The organism is Vibrio sp. 10N.222.55.C7 (assembly GCF_041473335.1).
In the GTDB taxonomy this organism is placed as follows: domain Bacteria; phylum Pseudomonadota; class Gammaproteobacteria; order Enterobacterales; family Vibrionaceae; genus Vibrio; species Vibrio crassostreae_C.
In genome coordinates this window covers 1-16,396 of sequence record NZ_JBFRSC010000006.1, presented here as the reverse complement: position 1 = coordinate 16,396, position 16,396 = coordinate 1, and the positions used below count along the sequence as shown (strand labels likewise).

The following is a 16,396-nucleotide window of genomic DNA, read 5'->3' as shown; positions in this document are numbered from 1 at the left end:
AATTATCCTTTTGACTGGCTAACGGTGTCTGTTTTTGAGTCGAAATCAGACGGAACAGAGGAGGTTAAGTAACTGGAGTAAGCATTCATTTCGCTGGTTAGCGCTAACAGCTTGTTGAGAGAGATTAGGTATTTGAAGCGAGCAGCAGATTGCTGGGTTTTAATGCTCGCAAGATAAAGCTCGGCATCAACCACTTCTAATGAGTTAGATAACCCTTGTGTGAAGGCTTTTTTACGAAGTAATAGGTTTTCCTGAGCTAAAGACAAGCTCGAGTTTAGGCCTTGAACCTCTTCAATGGCTTGGTTTGCTTCAAGGTAAGTCTTTTGTACCAACACGGTTAAGTCTTGCTTAGCTTGTGACTTAAGGAATTGAACCTGTGATACGGCACTGTGAGCCGCAGCGACTTTGTCGGAACGGCCAGAGGTATCAAGCAGTGGCACATTCACACCAATGCCAACCAACCAATCGGGTTTCATTTCACTGGCTAGAGAGTCATCTTCATACAGGCTGTAATCACCATAAAGGTAAACCTCTGGGTAGTATTTACCTTTCTCGGCTTTAATTAAGCTGCTTGCTTGTTTCTCTTTTGCATCAAGAATCTTAAGGCCGGGGTAGGTCATGAGTGTCTGGTCAATGAACACGTCCATATGAGGCAGGTTCTTATTGATAAACAGTTGTTCAGAGGGTTCTACACTTTCATTTTGACCAAGGATTTGGGTCAACGCCAATTGCGCAATTTTAAGATCGTTCTGAGCTTTCGTGCGCTCTACAATCGCTTTATCTAAAGAAGCATCGGCTTGTAGGCGTTCTACTCGGGCGATTTGTCCTTGCTGTTCAAGCTTGATGGCGAAATCACGATGCTGAGTTAAGCCTGCTTCAACGGCTTGACGCGTTCTCACCACGTCTTCCGCTAAGATCACCGAGAAGTAATACTTACTTAAGTCTTCGTAGCGAGCTTGTTTCTCCATCAACAGTTGGCTTTGCGCTTCTTCGCTTTTACCTTCAGCGGCATTTTGCGCAGCGGTTATTCGACCACCAGTGAAGATAGGCCACACAGCACGAATGGAAGAGCTAAAGATGTCTTGTTCGGTAATGGTAGAGGTGATGCCACCTAACTGAGCTAAGAAGGGAGCAAATGCTGGATTTACGCCGCTTAAGCTGTCACCGAACTGTTCACCATTAATCGTCACATCACTATCAAGGTGCGTGTAGTTAGCCCCTAAGGTAATAGAAGGAAGATTGAGGCTACTTGTTGAGTTCTGAAGGTGTTGATAACGTTCAACGTTGGCTTGTTGAGCCGCAAGAGAGTTGTTGTTCTCTTGGAGAATTTGCCACGCTTCAGAAAAAGTGAGCGGAGCTGCATAGCCTGGCGAAGCCATAGTGCCGAGAAGCATACTGGCGATCGCAAGGTATCGGAATTTTGGTTTGGTCATCTGCATTAAATACCAATTAGAGTATTAGCTCTAATGTTAACAGGGCGATAGTCATTTGTCTTGAATAGATTGTCTCATATGAATAGAAACTCTCATAACTCGTTAATCAAGTGTAAATAAGATTGAGTGATGTGAATATCAAAGATAAATGAAACTTAAAAAGCACGCATAAGCGTGCTCTTTAAGTTCAGTATAGAAGTGTTTTTACAAAATGAAGTGGCTTATTTAAAGCTAGGACAATGGTGATCGGCGCGCCATACCAATTGTCTTGAACCTTGCATTGTTTGTAATAAATCTCTACCTGACATTTGCGGGAATGCTAACAATACCTTGAGATCGAGAGGGGAGGTGCCATCTTTCTCATAGGCTCTTACGTGAGTAAAAGTCGATTGTAAATGTTTGAACAGCATAGTCTTAGTAAGACAAATTCCAAAGTTATCGCGTTTCATTGCCTTGTTTCCTTTTCAACAATGTTTATACGTTATGTTTGTTATCCTGTTTCTATTGGACGTTGCCACTGATCGATACTTCCTGCTCATCAATGTTTTATTATTGGGTGATGCTTTTATCAGTCACCTCTTCGTTGTCTGGCTAGCCGAGTGTGAATTAGCGATGGATGAATAGGGGAGAATACTTAATCCGTTTGTTCATCATTCGTAACGGCGAGCGTGCAACTTTTAGTTATAGATACGTCCAGCGAGCGAAGGGTTGTTGCCATTTTGTTAATCGAAATTTCGATTCAAAGCACGGTCTGAAAATCATGACTTATGGCTTAGCAACAATAAACTTCTTCATATGCAACCATTATAATTGTATTTATTTTAAACAACCTAAAAAACACCTAAAAGCTTAGTGATCTAGCTCAATATTTATTCGTTTATTTTGGTTTTTAAGCTAATCCGTTCTAAAAATGAACGATTAATCGAGATGAACAACGTAAAGGGTTATCAATTAACAATCTGCTCAATTATTTAGTTGAGTAGCAGTCACAAATTCACGTCCCTAGAAAGGTCATGCGATTAACTTGGTGTTAACATTGATCGTCTAACACTAGGGACGGTGGAATATGAAATGGAGCAGTATCAGTTTCCGTAAAAGGTTACTGATTATCATGACGGTCACTGGCCTCGTTGAACTTTTGATTCTTGCAGCGGCTGGTTTTTACTACATCAAACAATCTCAAGAGCAAGAGATGGGTTTGAAAGCGTTAGGTGTTGCTGAATTTCTATCTGAATCGCCGCTTGTCACCAGCATTATTAAAGAAAATGGAACGTTGGACCCTAATGGCGTTCCCTACGTTTTGTCTGAAGAAACCCAAGTTAAGTTTCGTAACCTTACCCAGCTCATTGGCGCGGCGTTTATCGTTGTTGGAGATGATAAAGGTATCCGCCTGATTCACCCTTACGATGACAGGCTCGGTAAACCCATGCGTGGTGGCGATAACCAAAAAGCATTGATATTGGGCGAGTCTTATGTGTCGACCGCCAAGGGATCGCTGGGTTTTTCAGTTCGTGGTAAATCCGCGGTAAAAGACACTCAAGGTACCGTTATTGGGGTGGTGTCAGTTGGTTACTTACTGGATTCTTTACAAGATCGAATCGAACCTTATTTAGCTTTTTTGATTGTGATGGCGTTGCTGGTGGTTGCGGTCAACGCTTTGATTTCGAGTTATGTATCTCGCCGTTTTCAACGCGCTATTTTAGGCTTTGAGCCTGAAGAGATAGGCAGGTTGTATGTTGAGTTAGATGTAACCATGAGTACCGTGAAAGAGGGTATTCTGAGCATTGATAAGCACGGCATTTTACGTTCAATTAATAAGAGTGCCTGCGATATTTTATCGATAGACAGGGATAAAGCACTCAACCAACAGCGCCTTTCTGATGTATTGCCAGGCAGTGATTTAGAACAACTGCTATCAACCGGCGACACTGACCACGATGTTGAATTGTATTTGAACAATAAGCGAATTATTGCCAACCGCAGCCCGATTATAGTGGCTGGTGAGGTGGTCGGGGCGGTATCGAGTTTCCGATTACGCGATGAAATCAACGATTTAACAGACCAGCTCTCACAAACCAAAGAATATGCAGATCTACTGCGTTCACAAACCCATGAGCATCAAAACAAGCTCAACACCATTAGCGGCTTGATCCAGATGGGCGAGTTGGATTCAGTACAGCAACTGATTGGCCAAGAAACCGCGCACTATCAAAGCTTGATCGAGTTCTTGCGTGAAACCGTTAAAGACCCGCTCATTGCAGGTATGCTCCTTGGGAAGACGGAGCGCGCGCGAGAAATTGGTTTAGAGCTTAAAGTTGAAGAAGGCTCAAGGCTTGAAGCTCTGCCTAGCTGGTTAAACGCGGATGACGTTGTCACAATTCTTGGCAACCTGATTGATAACGCCTTTGACGCCACCATGACGGCGATTAAGCAAGAGGGGCAAATTGCGCCAGCGCGTCGGGTTATTGAAGTTTCAATCAGTGATTTTGGTAATGAAATTATCGTAGAAGTAGAAGACAAAGGGTGTGGTTTGCCGAAAGAGTTGGCAACCAAAGCACTTACCGAAAAAGGCGTATCGAGCAAAGCGAAGCAAAATCGTGGTGTGGGTTTGTATCTGATAAAGCAGTTGGCAGACCGATATCAAGGGCAGCTTGAAATGGTCGACAACCACGATTTTGGCACGCGAATGACGGTTTATCTGCCAAAAGAAGAACAATAATAATTAAGCACGAAGCGATCTTGTGAAGATCATCGTGACGGAAAAAGCATGGTTAAAGGAAGAACATAAATGAACGCAATCACGAGAGTCATGGTCATTGAGGATGATATTGCGATTGCAGAGCTACACCATCGTTATTTAGAACAGATGGGTGGCTTTGACGTGGTCGGCATTGCCACCACACAGTCTGAAGCGCTGATGCAACTGGACATCTTAAAACCGGATTTGGTGTTATTGGATGTGTATCTGCCGGACGGTTGTGGGCTCGATATTCTTAATCACGTAAGAGGGAGCAATCAAGGCTGCGATGTTATCTTGATTACTGCTGCTCGAGATGTGGATACGCTGCAGCAAGCAATGCGTGGTGGAGTGGTCGATTATCTATTGAAACCAGTGATGTTCCCTCGCTTGGAAGCGGCACTGAAAAAGTATCAATCTCAACAGCAAGAGTTTGAAAGTGTGTCGGATTTGAATCAAGGTTTGGTTGATAAGATGCTGCAAGCCAATGCCAAAGCGGACTCTGGAAAAGTATCCACCTTACCCAAAGGCATTGATGGCGTAACGTTGGATAAGATCAGAGCCATTTTTCAGCAAGCTGATGCCGTTAATATTACCGCCGATGAAGCCGGAGAACGAATTGGTGCTAGCCGAACCACCGCTAGACGCTATTTAGAATTTTTGATTACCACTGGTGAGTTAGTCGCGGACTTAAATTACGGTACCGTAGGTCGTCCGGAGCGCTGCTACAACAAAGCGCAAAGATAAACACGACACCATCAAAATAAATATAAAGCCAGTTGAATAAGCTGGTTTTACCTTTTTCTCCCTTTCCTATTGCTTACTCCACCGACCAGATACCGTTCTTTCTTGACTACACTGTTTGAGAATGCCGATTTGCATCTCCCTCGGGTCAAATGAACGGAGCTATCGATTAGAATTTGTTCGAAATGAGTCAATATTTAATCGATTGCTTTCACAGTGGTTGATGTAAATCAAATAGTCATAGACAATACTGTCCCGAATAGAGGTGATAGCTTTCACCCTCGTTTACCAAACGCATTCTCAAATTTAATAGGTGCTTACTATTGATGTAATAGTTAAGACCTATTATCTATTTTCGTATGTCGCTGATACCTTTGGCGAATACTAAAAACCTTGTTTTTATAGGAAAGATGATGGTAATACCTGAAAACAGCAGCATCGTTATTTTTGGTGCGTCGGGAGATCTAACTTACCGCAAGTTAATTCCTGCTCTATACCACCTGTATGCTAGCAATCAACTACCAGAATCCTTTGCGATTCTTGGAGTGAGCCGTACTGAGTACAGCGATGAGTCTTACCGTGAGAAACTGAAGAAGTCTCTTCAGGAAATGGAAAAAACTGAACCTGAGACGCTGAATGCATTCATTGAACATCTGCATTACCAAGCGATCAACACTTCAGATGCAGACGACTACGCTCGTTTAGCACAACGTCTAGACAAGCTTGAGCAAGACTACCAATTCGAAAACCATAACACACTGTTCTACTTGGCAACCCCGCCAAGCCTATACGGTGTGATTCCAGCAAACCTTGCTGCGCATGGCCTTAACGATGAATCGAACGGCTGGCGTCGTCTGATCATCGAGAAGCCATTTGGTTACGATCTAGCATCAGCTCAAGCGTTGGATGAAGAGATCCATCATCACTTCCAAGAACACCAGATCTACCGTATCGACCATTACCTGGGTAAAGAGACGGTTCAAAACCTTCTAGTGCTTCGTTTCTCAAACGCGATGTTTGAACCTCTGTGGAACCGTAACTTCATTGAATACGTTGAAATCACAGGTGCTGAGTTCCTTGGCGTTGAAGAGCGTGGCGGATACTACGACGGTTCTGGCGCAGTTCGCGACATGTTCCAAAACCACCTGCTACAAGTGCTAGCGATGGTAGGTATGGAGCCGCCTGCACAAATTAACGCTGATTCTATTCGTGATGAAGTGGTTAAAGTGCTGCAGTGTCTGAAACCATTAGAAGAAGATGATCTGCGTAAAGACTTAGTATTAGGTCAGTACACAGCATCAGATGTTCGTGGTCAGCACCTACTAGGTTACCGTGAAGAGCATGGTGTAGCGGATGATTCTCGTACCGAGACTTACATCGGCTTGAAAGCTCACATCAATAACTGGCGTTGGAATGGTGTTCCTTTCTACGTACGTACAGGTAAACGCTTACCAACACGTGTGACTGAAATCGTGATTCACTTTAAGAACACGCCACACCCAGTATTTGGTCAAGATGCACCAGAGAACAAGCTGATTATCCGCATCCAACCGGATGAAGGTATTCAGATGAGCTTTGGTTTGAAAGAACCAGGCGCAGGCTTCAAAGCAAAAGAAGTGAAAATGAACTTCTCTTACTCTGACTTGCCTGAAACTCAGATGCTGACGGCTTATGAGCGTCTTCTTCTTGATGCACTGAACGGTGATGCGACTCTGTTTGCACGTACCGATGCGGTAGAAGCATGTTGGAAGTACGTTCAACCAATCTTAGACTTCAAGCAAGACCCTCAAGCACTGTTTGGCTATGCTTGTGGTACTTGGGGCCCACAGGAAGCCGATGAGCTTCTGCAACGTGATGGCCGCGCATGGCGTTTCCCATGCAAAAACTTAACAGACACGGATTACTGCGAACTATGATCAATCACAAGATCTTTGCAACGCCTGAACTGGTTGTTGAAAACCTAGCAAATGAAATGAAAGCATACAGCGAGCAGGGCACACCTGTTCACATTTCACTGTCTGGTGGCAGCACGCCAAAAATGCTTTTCAAGCTTTTAGCTGAGGCGCCTTACGCCGAAGGTATTCAATGGAATAACCTTCACTTCTGGTGGGGCGACGAACGTTGCGTTGCACCAGACGACGCTGAAAGCAATTTCGGTGAAGCAAACGCGCTCTTATTTTCAAAACTAAAAGAGTTTACTCAAGTAAACCTTCCTGCTGAAAACATCCACCGCATCCGTGGTGAAGATGAACCAAAAGCAGAAGCAGAGCGTTTCGCAAAAGAGATGGCAGACGTAATCCCAACAGAAAACGGCACGCCAGTTTTCGATTGGATTCTGCTTGGTGTTGGCGCAGACGGCCACACAGCTTCACTATTCCCGGGCGCAACCAACTACCAAGATGAGAACCTATCTGTATTAGCTTCTCACCCTGAGTCTGGTCAAATCCGCGTTTCTAAAACAGCGAAAGTTTTAGAAGCAGCAAAACGAATCAGCTACCTAGTACTGGGTGCAGGTAAAGTTGAGATCGTTAAAGAAATTCATACAACTCCTGCTTCAGAGTTGCCTTACCCGGCAGCGAAAATCCAGTCTAAAACTGGCGAAACAGAGTGGTTCCTAGATTCAAATGCAGCAAGTGCTATCGCATAAGTGCGAATAGCCGCAAGGAGATAAAATAATGAAAGGTGATATCGGTGTAATTGGCCTAGCAGTAATGGGTCAGAACCTTATCCTAAACATGAACGACCACGGCTTCAAAGTTGTGGCTCATAACCGTACTGCTGCTAAAGTAGACGAGTTCCTAGAAGGCCCAGCGAAAGGTACTAACATTGTTGGTGCTTACTCTCTAGAAGAGCTAGTTGAGAAGCTAGAAGCGCCACGTAAAGTGATGCTTATGGTTCGTGCTGGTGACGTTGTAGACACGTTCATCGAAAACCTAATCCCACTTCTAGACGAAGGCGACATCATCATTGATGGTGGTAACACTAACTACCCAGACACTAACCGTCGTGTAGCGCATTGTCGTGAGAAAGGCATCCACTTCATCGGTACTGGTGTATCTGGTGGTGAAGAAGGTGCTCGTTTCGGTCCTTCAATCATGCCAGGCGGCGCGGCTGAAGCTTGGGAAGCGGTTAAGCCAATCTTCCAAGGTATCTCTGCAAAAACTGACGCTGGTGAGCCTTGTTGTGACTGGGTTGGTAACGACGGTGCTGGTCACTTCGTTAAGATGGTACACAACGGCATCGAATACGGTGACATGCAACTTATTACTGAAGCATACCAGTTCATGAAAGATGGCCTAGGTATGTCTGCTGACGAGATGCAAGCAGTATTCGCTGACTGGAACAAGACTGAGCTAGACAGCTACCTAGTTGAAATCACTGCTGACATCCTTGGCTACAAAGATGAAGACGGTGAAGCGCTAGTTGAGAAGATCCTAGACACTGCAGGCCAAAAAGGTACAGGTAAGTGGACGGGTATCAATGCACTAGACCTAGGTATCCCACTGACTCTAATCTCTGAGTCTGTATTCTCTCGTTGCCTGTCTGCTCTTAAAGACCAACGTGTTGAAGCTGAAGCTTTGTTTGAGAAGACAATCACTCCAGTTGAAGGTGACAAGCAAGAGTGGGTTGATGCACTACGTCAAGCTCTACTAGCTTCTAAGATCATCTCTTACGCTCAAGGTTTCATGCTAATGCGTGAAGCGTCGAACGAAAACGGCTGGGACCTAAACTACGGTAACGTAGCGCTAATGTGGCGTGGTGGTTGTATCATCCGTTCTGCATTCCTAGGCAACATCCGTGATGCGTACGAAGCAAACCCAGACATCGCGTTCCTAGGTTCTGACGAGTACTTCAAAAACATCCTACAAGGCAGCCTAGTGGCATGGCGTAAAGTAGCTGCGAAATCTCTAGAGTCTGGTATCCCAATGCCATGTACGATTTCTGCGCTATCTTTCCTAGACGGTTACACAACTGCACGTCTACCAGCGAACCTGCTTCAAGCTCAACGTGACTACTTCGGTGCTCACACTTACGAGCGTACTGACCGTCCACGTGGTGAATTCTTCCACACAAACTGGACTGGTACAGGCGGCGATACTGCTTCTACAACTTACGACGTATAATCGTTAGTTAGAATCAGTTAAGAACCTTGTTGTTCTTATTAGCTGTAAACTAGAAAACAAAAGGATGCCAACTGGCATCCTTTTTTGTTGGTTCTGCAAGAGAGTCACAGACAGCAAATTTAATACAACCCGTTAAGCGAGTGCAGCTTGTGGACTTTGCATATCACTGTATTGCTCTCGTATCGACATGAAGTAATCAAGGTTTTGCTTCAGCGCAGAGACGCACTCTGGATCAAACATCAACCCTGTATGCGCTTCAATGTAGTCCATTACCTTAGATGCTGACCATGCGTGTTTGTAAGCTCGTTTACTCAGTAAAGCATCGAACACATCCGCTAGCGTTACAATTCTTGCCTCCAGTGGAATCGCTTCTCCAACGAGCGCATCTGGCAACCCTGAGCCATCAAACCGTTCATGATGGTGACGTACAATATTCTGGATGAACTGAACTTCTTCGCTACACATTGAGCTGTGGTGGGAAAGGGCAACCACGTCATCAATCATCTCTTCGCCATATATCGTGTGATTGTTCATGATGTTTCTTTCTTCTTCCGAAAAACGCTCAGTACTGAAGAGCACTTTGTCTGGGATTCGGTACTTCCCTATGTCGTGAAACGGGGCATACAAGCGAATGCGGTGAACGAATTGGTGGGTAATCTCATTGTTACTGTGCGAAAGCGTACGTGCGAGCTGTTCGCTGTATTTTCCCATGCGAATCAGATGCTCTTTGGTTTCAGGATCGCGTGCGTGCCTCATGTTTAGGGCGATGGCTAATGAGGACTGAAAATGTCTCTGGCGTTCGAAGAGTTGCACAAACAGGTTCGAAATCGCTTGGGTGAGTTAGGCGATGTCGCTTTGTATTGTCTGCTTAGCAAAAAAGTCAGTGCATGAGGCGTTGATGAAAACGAACCCAAGGTTACTCTCTTGGTAGTGGATTGGAGTGGTATAGCTACTTTGGTGACCAAGCTCGAGTAGATGAGAGATTTGTTTAGTCGGATTCATCAAAGAGAGGTCATCAACAATTCTTGTTTCCAATGATTCAGCCAGACGACTCAACGCAGAGTTGGGTTTGATCTCCTGTTCGATGTAATGATGCTTGGCGTTTTGGCACAGTGAATCCGATACAAAATAATTCGATGCTTTATTTTCACTGCACAGCACCACGGATAGCCGAGATAATATGGGGTAGTGTTCACGAGCTAGCTGGAAGAGAGCATCGACTATGGCGACGATGTCTTTGTCTTGGGCCGCTGCTCTACTGAAATGGGAGTAGTCAAACATGTGGCAAGCCAACCTTTAATTATAATTATGCCACTGTTTAATCGGGTTTTTTACCGTTTCGATATTCAATAAAACCATAGCACTGTGTTATTAAAATGTAATACTGCGTACTGAAAAACTTTAATGTCATCACTAAATATATGGCTTTTGCATACAGTTACCGTAGGTTTTGTTAAGTTAAACCAGTCTCATAATCTTTAAGGGGAAATTTTGTTCACAGAATGTCTTAGTCCGTATAGCGAGCTAAGGTAGGGTGTTAAGTGACCAATTCGAAATTAATTTCAAAGATAAATAGGATAACGAGTATGCTTTATGCCATCATAAAGGCATAAATAAGGGCAATGGATGTAATGCCCAAGTGATTGAGCTAGAAATGGTCAGTGATGACGGTGTTCTAGAGTAAATTCAAGGCCTTTAGTTGCCTTGAAAAAGGTAATGTTATGACTGAAGAAGAAAGAATCGAACTGCAACAAAATAACCCGCTACACGGCTTAAAGCTTGAAACCATGATCACTGAATTAGTGGATCATTATGGTTGGGAAATTTTAGATGCGGCAATGCGTATGAACTGCTTTAACACTAAGCCTACAGTGGCAAGCGCAGTTAAATACCTGAAGAAAACCGAATGGGCTCGTGAGAAGGTTGAAAACTTCTACCTTTACCGTTTCAAGCGCATGCCTAAAGCATCGGACATCGAATACCAGATGCCTCCGCGTTCACGTACATTCCGCCATGGGCTAGAGCCTCGTGAGCCGATGGAACTAACGGTTGAGTCTATCCATGCCTCTCAAGCTAAAGCTGCGTCTGCATTTAAAGAGCGCCGTGGCGGTAACGGTCGTAATTTCCGTCGTTAACAAGAAGACGTCGCTAGAAAGAACCGTCGCTAAATAAGGCGTCGGCGATTAGCACGGCTAATTAGATAAGCGAAAAACACAAAAGGAGCCTATGAGCTCCTTTTTTAATTCGTTCGATTTAAACCGTAAATGGCTAAGCTTCGCGGTTCTTTCTTTGATTCTTCCAAAGATCGGTGACATAAACGATTGCACTGATAAGTAAGAATAGCGCTGACACAGAAAACAGAGCGGGCATTTTTAGGATCCACGCGAATGTGGCAGCAAGAAAAGCGACAAAGCAAATGAGTCGACTTGATGACATGACATGACCGAGTTTAGTGTTCATAACGCCTCCTAATGAAGTCTCACTTTCGACAGGAGAATTATCCCACCTTTGGCAAAATAAAGGCTAAAAAACAGTCTAAATTGTTATCAAATTTGCTAATTGAAGGACTCGTCTCACACATTTTGGCTTGGCTATTTTATAAGCAATAAAATAGCCAAATCGGTATGAGCAGGGTGGAGTCTTTTGGCTTTATCTTTCCAGTTGCAAGCCTTATTGACCGAACGTCTAATTAGCATAGAAAAAGTAAGCGGTGATCAAAAAGCTCGCGATGATCACTGTGGTTCGAACATAGTGTTGAGGGATGCGGCGAGAGATTTTTGCTGAATAATAACCACCAACCAATGTACCCAATAATACAGCCATGCCAGACGGCCAATCAATCGAACCATTGACGATAAAAAATACGATCGCTGCGAGGGAAGCACACGCGGACACGAGCAGTTTGATGCCATTCATCACGTTGATGTTGGTGTAACCAGCCAGCGCCAAATAGCTCAATGTCACAATGCCCAAACCTGCATTAAAATACCCACCGTAGATACAGACAATCAAAAGTAATAAAGCGGAAAAGAATGCGCCTGCGCTAGTGGCGTGCTTATGTTTTGCTGTAGCTTGTTTAAGCCATTTATTGAGCGTGCCGCCAAACGTGAAAAGCAGAGCAGCATACAGCAACAGCCAAGGGACAGATTGAGTGAACAGAGCTTCTGGTGTGTGCAGCAGTAAAAATGCCCCGATACCACCGCCAATCACACATAAAGCTATAGTCAGTTTTAGCTGCTTAGTTCCAGATTGAATTTCGTGGCGCAGAGCGTAGGCTCCGCTAATGTATCCAGCACACGAAGCAAAGGTATTGGTCGCGTTGGCTGCTATTGGTGGAACGCCAGCAAATAACAAAGCAGGGAAAGTGATGAAGCTGCCGCCACCCGCAATGGAGTTAAGCACACCGCCAACCACCCCTGATAAGAATAGAATCAACCAATCCATAGTTTTAGAATCCAATACGTTAACTAACTGGTTACCTTACTTGAATTTGTTATGAATATCAGCGCCATGTGTGTTGTAAAGATAGGTTTGTGAGTTTGCTACCACCTTAGAGCTGTGGTTTTTTGAAATAGCTGGTACGAAAAAAGGAGCCTGAGGCTCCCTTTATTTCGTTTTGTTTTCTAGGCTAAGCCAAGTTTATACTTCAACAGGCTTTGCTCTAAAGCTCTTGAACAGCTTAACCAGAATAGGACTAGATAGAACCAATACCGCTAAAATAGTGAAGGTCATAGTGATAGGGCGTTCCCATAAGAAGTTCAACTCACCATCGCTGATCATCAATGCTCGTCTTAAGTTCTCTTCCATCAAGCCGCCCAATATGAAGCCTAACAGTAATGGTGCCAATGGGAAGTTGGCTAGCCTTAATGCTATCGCAGCCATCGCTACCAGTAGCATCACAAATACGTCCATCGTGTTGAATGACACCAAGTACACGCCAGTGATTGAGAAGAAGATAATCATTGGCAGTAGAACCGTTCTAGGTACCGCTAGCAGTTTAGAGATATATGGGATCAACGGTAGGTTTAAGATAACCAGCACGATGTTGCCAAAGTACATCGAGATAATCACCGACCAAAATACGTCTGGGTGTTCAACGAACAAGCGAGGACCAGGCTGAATACCGTAGGCAATCAATGCACCAAGCATAATCGCAGTTGTACCAGAGCCCGGAATACCCAGCGTTAGTAGCGGAACGAATGAACCACTTGAAGCGGCGTTGTTTGCTGATTCAGGAGCAACAAGACCACGGATACTGCCTTTACCGAACTCTTTCTGCTTGTCTTTTGGCGCGAGGCTACGCTCCATACCGTAGCTTAGGAATGCCGCAATAGTGGCACCTGCGCCCGGTAGAACACCGGTAAAGAAACCGAGAATAGAAGATCGAATTGAAACTGGTGCCACTTCTTTGAACTCTTCTTTGGTGACCTTCATGCTACCAATATCCGACATCTTTTGGCTTTCTTCCGCGCTGGTGTCTTGCTCTGGTTTTAGAATACCCATCAAGGTTTCACCCAGTGCGAATGTTGCCATCGCTAATAATAGGAAGCTAAAGCCATCCATCAGATCCGTAAGGCCAAAAGTGAACCGTTCAACGCCAACACCTTTGTCGATACCTACAGTTGATAGCATCAAACCAAGAATAGTCATCATCCACGCTTTGATTACCTGACCTGGGCCTGCAAACGCCGCTACAGCGGACAAACCTAATAGCATCAACGCAAAGTAGTCTGAAGACTGGAAGCTCAGTGACACGCTTGCTAGAGCCGGTGCGGCAATCAAAAGCATGATTGCTGAAAGCGTACCGCCTGTGAAAGAAGAGTAAGCCGCGAGAGCAAGTGCTTTACCTGCTTGGCCTTTTTGAGCCATCGGGTAGCCGTCAAACGCGGTTACTACCGTTGAAGAACAACCCGGAGCATTGATTAAGATGGATGACGTCGAGCCACCAAATACAGCGCCGTAGTACACACCAGCCATCAAGATTAGGCCAGAAGAAGGATCTAGGCCGTATGTAATCGGGATCATCAACGCGATTGCTGAAATTGGACCGAGTCCCGGTAGCATTCCAATAAAGGTACCAACAAAACAGCCAACAATTACCATCATGATGTTCATTGGCATCACGGCGGTAGAAAGTCCTTGTAAAATTCCGTCTAACATAATGTTATCCCTACCAAAGAGTGAAGATTAAACCAGGCTCTAGGTAGATATCTAAGCCTTGAGTTAATAAAAGAAAGAACGCGATAACGAAAGGAAACGACGCGCCAAATAAGACAGCTTTGCGGCGCTCACCCAGTAGGTAAAAGCCTGCAAGTAAGAAGAAGCTGGTTGCTAAAACAAAGCCAAGATAAGTCAGTCCAACACCGTACAGAGCCATTAACACCAAGAAGCCAATAAGCAGTTTCCAGTTCAGCGGCGTAGTGTCGCATGTAACTTTTTTATCCGGCTGTCCGGTTATAAGCAGGATCAACGAAAGGCCAATGCCGATAAACGTTAGCAGGATAGGTAAGGTTCTTGCTGTGAAGGGTTCGTACTCGTCACCGGGGAACAAAGGAATCAGCGTGGTTTGGTAGCCATAGCATAAACATGCAAGCATAAAGAGCATGGCTCCGATGCGATCCTTCGAAAGCAAAGATTCCTTACTCAGAAATTTGGTTGGTAAGTCCGACATATCCAACTCCATTTGGGGTGGTATAAAAAGTAAAAAAGCCGCACATGAGCGAGTTAATGAAGAATGTCTGGGATCACTAACCAAAGGTGAGCGAATTACATGACTTGGTTAAGCCACTTGCCTCTACAACGAATCAGCAAGCTTTAGCAATACACTACGAATAAACAAAGGAGTTTTAGTTAACTCATGTACGGCGAAACAGGAAAGAGTAAGAGGGCACAAAGACCCTCTCTGGTTGTTGGTTACTTCAAGAAACCAAGCTCACGCATTAGATCGCCCATCTGTTTTTCTTGGTCTTCTAGGAAGGCGTAAAAATCTTTGTCAGCTTTGTAGTTGTCGATCCAACCGTTACGGTCACGAACCACTTGCCACTCATCGGTTTTGTACATTTTGCCAAGAGCTTCGTTCCACTCGTCGATTTTTGCTTGGCTTGTACCCGGTGCCGCAAAGAAACCACGCCAGTTAGCAAATACTGTCTCGTTGCCGTATTCAGTCAGTGTTGGGATGTTAGGCGCAGCGTCAAGACGCTTTGGAGCCGTCACAGCAAGCACTTTTACTTGGCCAGACTTAGACATCTCTAGTACTTCACCAAGGCCCGTTGAAAGCAGCTGTGTTTCGCCAGAAAGCAGTGCCGCCATCGCTTTACCGCCAGCATCGTAGGCAATGTAACGCACTTTCTTCGCATCAAAACCTTCGCCTTTGAACGCTGCCGCAACCACAAGGTGATCCATGCTGCCACGAGCGGAACCGCCAGCAATCTTAACTTTACGTGGGTTAGTTTCGAACTCTTTAACGACGTCTTCCCAAGTGTCGTACTTAGAATCCGCAGGAGCGACGATTGCGCCGTAATCGGCAATGGTTGCTGCTACCGGAGTTAGGTCACGGAAAGATTGAGGGAAGATACCTGTTAGTGAACGAACAACGATAGGCGTTGAGTTCACCATTAGCGTGTCTTCTTGGCGTTGTGCTGTTTCGATTAGGTGAGCAATCGCTTTACCGCCGCCGCCACCAGAAAGGTTTTGGAAAGAGACATTTTCTACGATGTCTGATTTCACCAATACATCACCCGTACCACGAGCCGTCATATCCCAACCGCCACCAGCGCCGCCAGGGATTAGGAAGTGGATTTTTTCTACGTCAGCAGCAAAAGTGTTGAAAGAAAAGGTTGCTGCGATAATAGAAGCCGCAAGAGTAGGTTTCAGTGCCTTGAACATGGTTCACGTTCCTTATGTAGGGGATCTCTTCAATGGAGAGAAACTTATGTTTTATTTCCAGCTACTAAACAGATGAGTAGGATATTGCTTAGCAGATGAAGCTAAAGTTAACGGTGTGTTAATGAAATGTCTGTAATGCGGCGATATTGAGAATAAAGAACATTGGATTAATATTGTTCATAAAGTTCACGGTAACGTGTTTTTGTCCGTGCGACCTGAAGTCGTATGAAGCGTTGTTCACCACGCAGAGTGAACCATCTGTATCACCAGATGACCCTAAGAGCCTGAATAAAGCAGCGGCTCTGACAACGTAACGAAGCTTGGTCGTTGGGCTGAGCGGGAGCAAAATCGTGAGAGGATGTTCCTCCTGATAACCACAAAATCGGGTGAGTGCTAGGGAGTCAATATGATGAATGTAATGTGAATCCATTTAAGGCGCGTTATACGATGAAGCAGCGGAAGTGGTTAATACG

At 44.8% G+C, this 16,396-nt stretch carries 13 protein-coding genes and 1 pseudogene; 6 read left to right on the top strand and 8 right to left on the bottom strand.

All coding sequences use genetic code 11. The annotated features are described in order from the left end of the window. Window positions 1-2: 2 nt before the first annotated feature. Both AB4482_RS01445 and AB4482_RS01440 read right to left on the bottom strand, forming a co-directional pair. A complete protein-coding gene (locus tag AB4482_RS01445) occupies window positions 3-1,439 on the bottom strand; it encodes a TolC family protein (protein ID WP_017059718.1) in 1,437 nt (478 codons plus the stop codon). A gap of 215 nt (window positions 1,440-1,654) precedes the next feature. Beyond that, entirely contained in the window at window positions 1,655-1,882 is a 228-nt protein-coding gene (locus AB4482_RS01440; protein WP_009846577.1) for a hypothetical protein, read from the bottom strand. Window positions 1,883-2,499: 617 nt separating this feature from the next. Here AB4482_RS01440 and AB4482_RS01435 point away from each other — a divergent pair. From AB4482_RS01435 to gnd, 5 genes are all read left to right on the top strand, one after another. Continuing rightward, on the top strand, window positions 2,500-4,152 hold the full coding sequence (locus AB4482_RS01435; RefSeq protein ID WP_372180402.1) for an ATP-binding protein: 1,653 nt from the start codon (window positions 2,500-2,502) through the stop codon (window positions 4,150-4,152). 69 nt (window positions 4,153-4,221) lie between these two features. Further along, on the top strand, window positions 4,222-4,917 hold the full coding sequence (locus AB4482_RS01430; protein ID WP_017063807.1) for a response regulator: 696 nt from the start codon (window positions 4,222-4,224) through the stop codon (window positions 4,915-4,917). 410 nt (window positions 4,918-5,327) lie between these two features. Beyond that, entirely contained in the window at window positions 5,328-6,830 is a 1,503-nt protein-coding gene (gene zwf / locus AB4482_RS01425) for a glucose-6-phosphate dehydrogenase (RefSeq protein WP_372180442.1), read from the top strand. Next, window positions 6,827-7,561, top strand: a complete 735-nt coding sequence (gene pgl, locus AB4482_RS01420) for a 6-phosphogluconolactonase (RefSeq protein ID WP_372180440.1) — start codon at window positions 6,827-6,829, stop codon at window positions 7,559-7,561. The genes zwf and pgl overlap by 4 nt, the downstream gene beginning before the upstream one ends. 28 nt (window positions 7,562-7,589) lie before the next feature. Next, window positions 7,590-9,038, top strand: a complete 1,449-nt coding sequence (gene gnd, locus AB4482_RS01415; protein WP_017059712.1) for a decarboxylating NADP(+)-dependent phosphogluconate dehydrogenase — start codon at window positions 7,590-7,592, stop codon at window positions 9,036-9,038. 132 nt (window positions 9,039-9,170) lie between these two features. Here gnd and AB4482_RS01410 read toward each other — a convergent pair. Then, a pseudogene (locus tag AB4482_RS01410) lies at window positions 9,171-10,331 on the bottom strand (HD-GYP domain-containing protein). A 428-nt stretch (window positions 10,332-10,759) separates the two neighbouring features. Between AB4482_RS01410 and AB4482_RS01405 the strand changes: the two are divergent. Then, window positions 10,760-11,173, top strand: coding sequence for a VF530 family DNA-binding protein (locus AB4482_RS01405; RefSeq protein ID WP_010438513.1), 414 nt, complete (start codon window positions 10,760-10,762; stop codon window positions 11,171-11,173). Window positions 11,174-11,306: 133 nt separating this feature from the next. Here the strand turns inward: AB4482_RS01405 and AB4482_RS01400 are convergent, their stop codons facing one another. From AB4482_RS01400 to AB4482_RS01380, 5 genes are all read right to left on the bottom strand, one after another. Beyond that, a complete protein-coding gene (locus AB4482_RS01400) occupies window positions 11,307-11,498 on the bottom strand; it encodes a hypothetical protein (protein WP_123283324.1) in 192 nt (63 codons plus the stop codon). 225 nt (window positions 11,499-11,723) lie between these two features. After that, a complete protein-coding gene (locus AB4482_RS01395; RefSeq protein WP_372106582.1) occupies window positions 11,724-12,482 on the bottom strand; it encodes a sulfite exporter TauE/SafE family protein in 759 nt (252 codons plus the stop codon). 195 nt (window positions 12,483-12,677) lie between these two features. Next, window positions 12,678-14,198 carry a tripartite tricarboxylate transporter permease gene (locus tag AB4482_RS01390; RefSeq protein ID WP_012603793.1) on the bottom strand — a complete coding sequence of 507 codons (1,521 nt, stop codon included), beginning with the start codon at window positions 14,196-14,198 and terminating at the stop codon, window positions 12,678-12,680. Between the two features lie 10 nt (window positions 14,199-14,208). Then, window positions 14,209-14,709, bottom strand: a complete 501-nt coding sequence (locus AB4482_RS01385; protein WP_004733594.1) for a tripartite tricarboxylate transporter TctB family protein — start codon at window positions 14,707-14,709, stop codon at window positions 14,209-14,211. A gap of 242 nt (window positions 14,710-14,951) precedes the next feature. Then, window positions 14,952-15,923 (bottom strand): tripartite tricarboxylate transporter substrate binding protein, encoded by a 972-nt coding sequence (locus AB4482_RS01380; RefSeq protein WP_136974310.1) that lies wholly within the window; start codon window positions 15,921-15,923, stop codon window positions 14,952-14,954. Window positions 15,924-16,396: the final 473 nt, after the last annotated feature.

What these genes read in the sequence shown, in the direction of transcription:
- AB4482_RS01435 (WP_372180402.1), top strand. Translation starts at nt 2,500, where the DNA reads ATGAAATGGAGCAGTATCAGTTTCCGTAAAAGGTTACTGATTATCATG.
- AB4482_RS01385 (WP_004733594.1), bottom strand. Translation starts at nt 14,709, where the DNA reads ATGTCGGACTTACCAACCAAATTTCTGAGTAAGGAATCTTTGCTTTCG.
- AB4482_RS01405 (WP_010438513.1), top strand. Translation starts at nt 10,760, where the DNA reads ATGACTGAAGAAGAAAGAATCGAACTGCAACAAAATAACCCGCTACAC.
- zwf (WP_372180442.1), top strand. Translation starts at nt 5,328, where the DNA reads ATGGTAATACCTGAAAACAGCAGCATCGTTATTTTTGGTGCGTCGGGA.
- AB4482_RS01445 (WP_017059718.1), bottom strand. Translation starts at nt 1,439, where the DNA reads ATGCAGATGACCAAACCAAAATTCCGATACCTTGCGATCGCCAGTATG.
- gnd (WP_017059712.1), top strand. Translation starts at nt 7,590, where the DNA reads ATGAAAGGTGATATCGGTGTAATTGGCCTAGCAGTAATGGGTCAGAAC.
- AB4482_RS01380 (WP_136974310.1), bottom strand. Translation starts at nt 15,923, where the DNA reads ATGTTCAAGGCACTGAAACCTACTCTTGCGGCTTCTATTATCGCAGCA.
- AB4482_RS01390 (WP_012603793.1), bottom strand. Translation starts at nt 14,198, where the DNA reads ATGTTAGACGGAATTTTACAAGGACTTTCTACCGCCGTGATGCCAATG.
- AB4482_RS01395 (WP_372106582.1), bottom strand. Translation starts at nt 12,482, where the DNA reads ATGGATTGGTTGATTCTATTCTTATCAGGGGTGGTTGGCGGTGTGCTT.
- AB4482_RS01400 (WP_123283324.1), bottom strand. Translation starts at nt 11,498, where the DNA reads ATGAACACTAAACTCGGTCATGTCATGTCATCAAGTCGACTCATTTGC.
- pgl (WP_372180440.1), top strand. Translation starts at nt 6,827, where the DNA reads ATGATCAATCACAAGATCTTTGCAACGCCTGAACTGGTTGTTGAAAAC.
- AB4482_RS01430 (WP_017063807.1), top strand. Translation starts at nt 4,222, where the DNA reads ATGAACGCAATCACGAGAGTCATGGTCATTGAGGATGATATTGCGATT.
- AB4482_RS01440 (WP_009846577.1), bottom strand. Translation starts at nt 1,882, where the DNA reads ATGAAACGCGATAACTTTGGAATTTGTCTTACTAAGACTATGCTGTTC.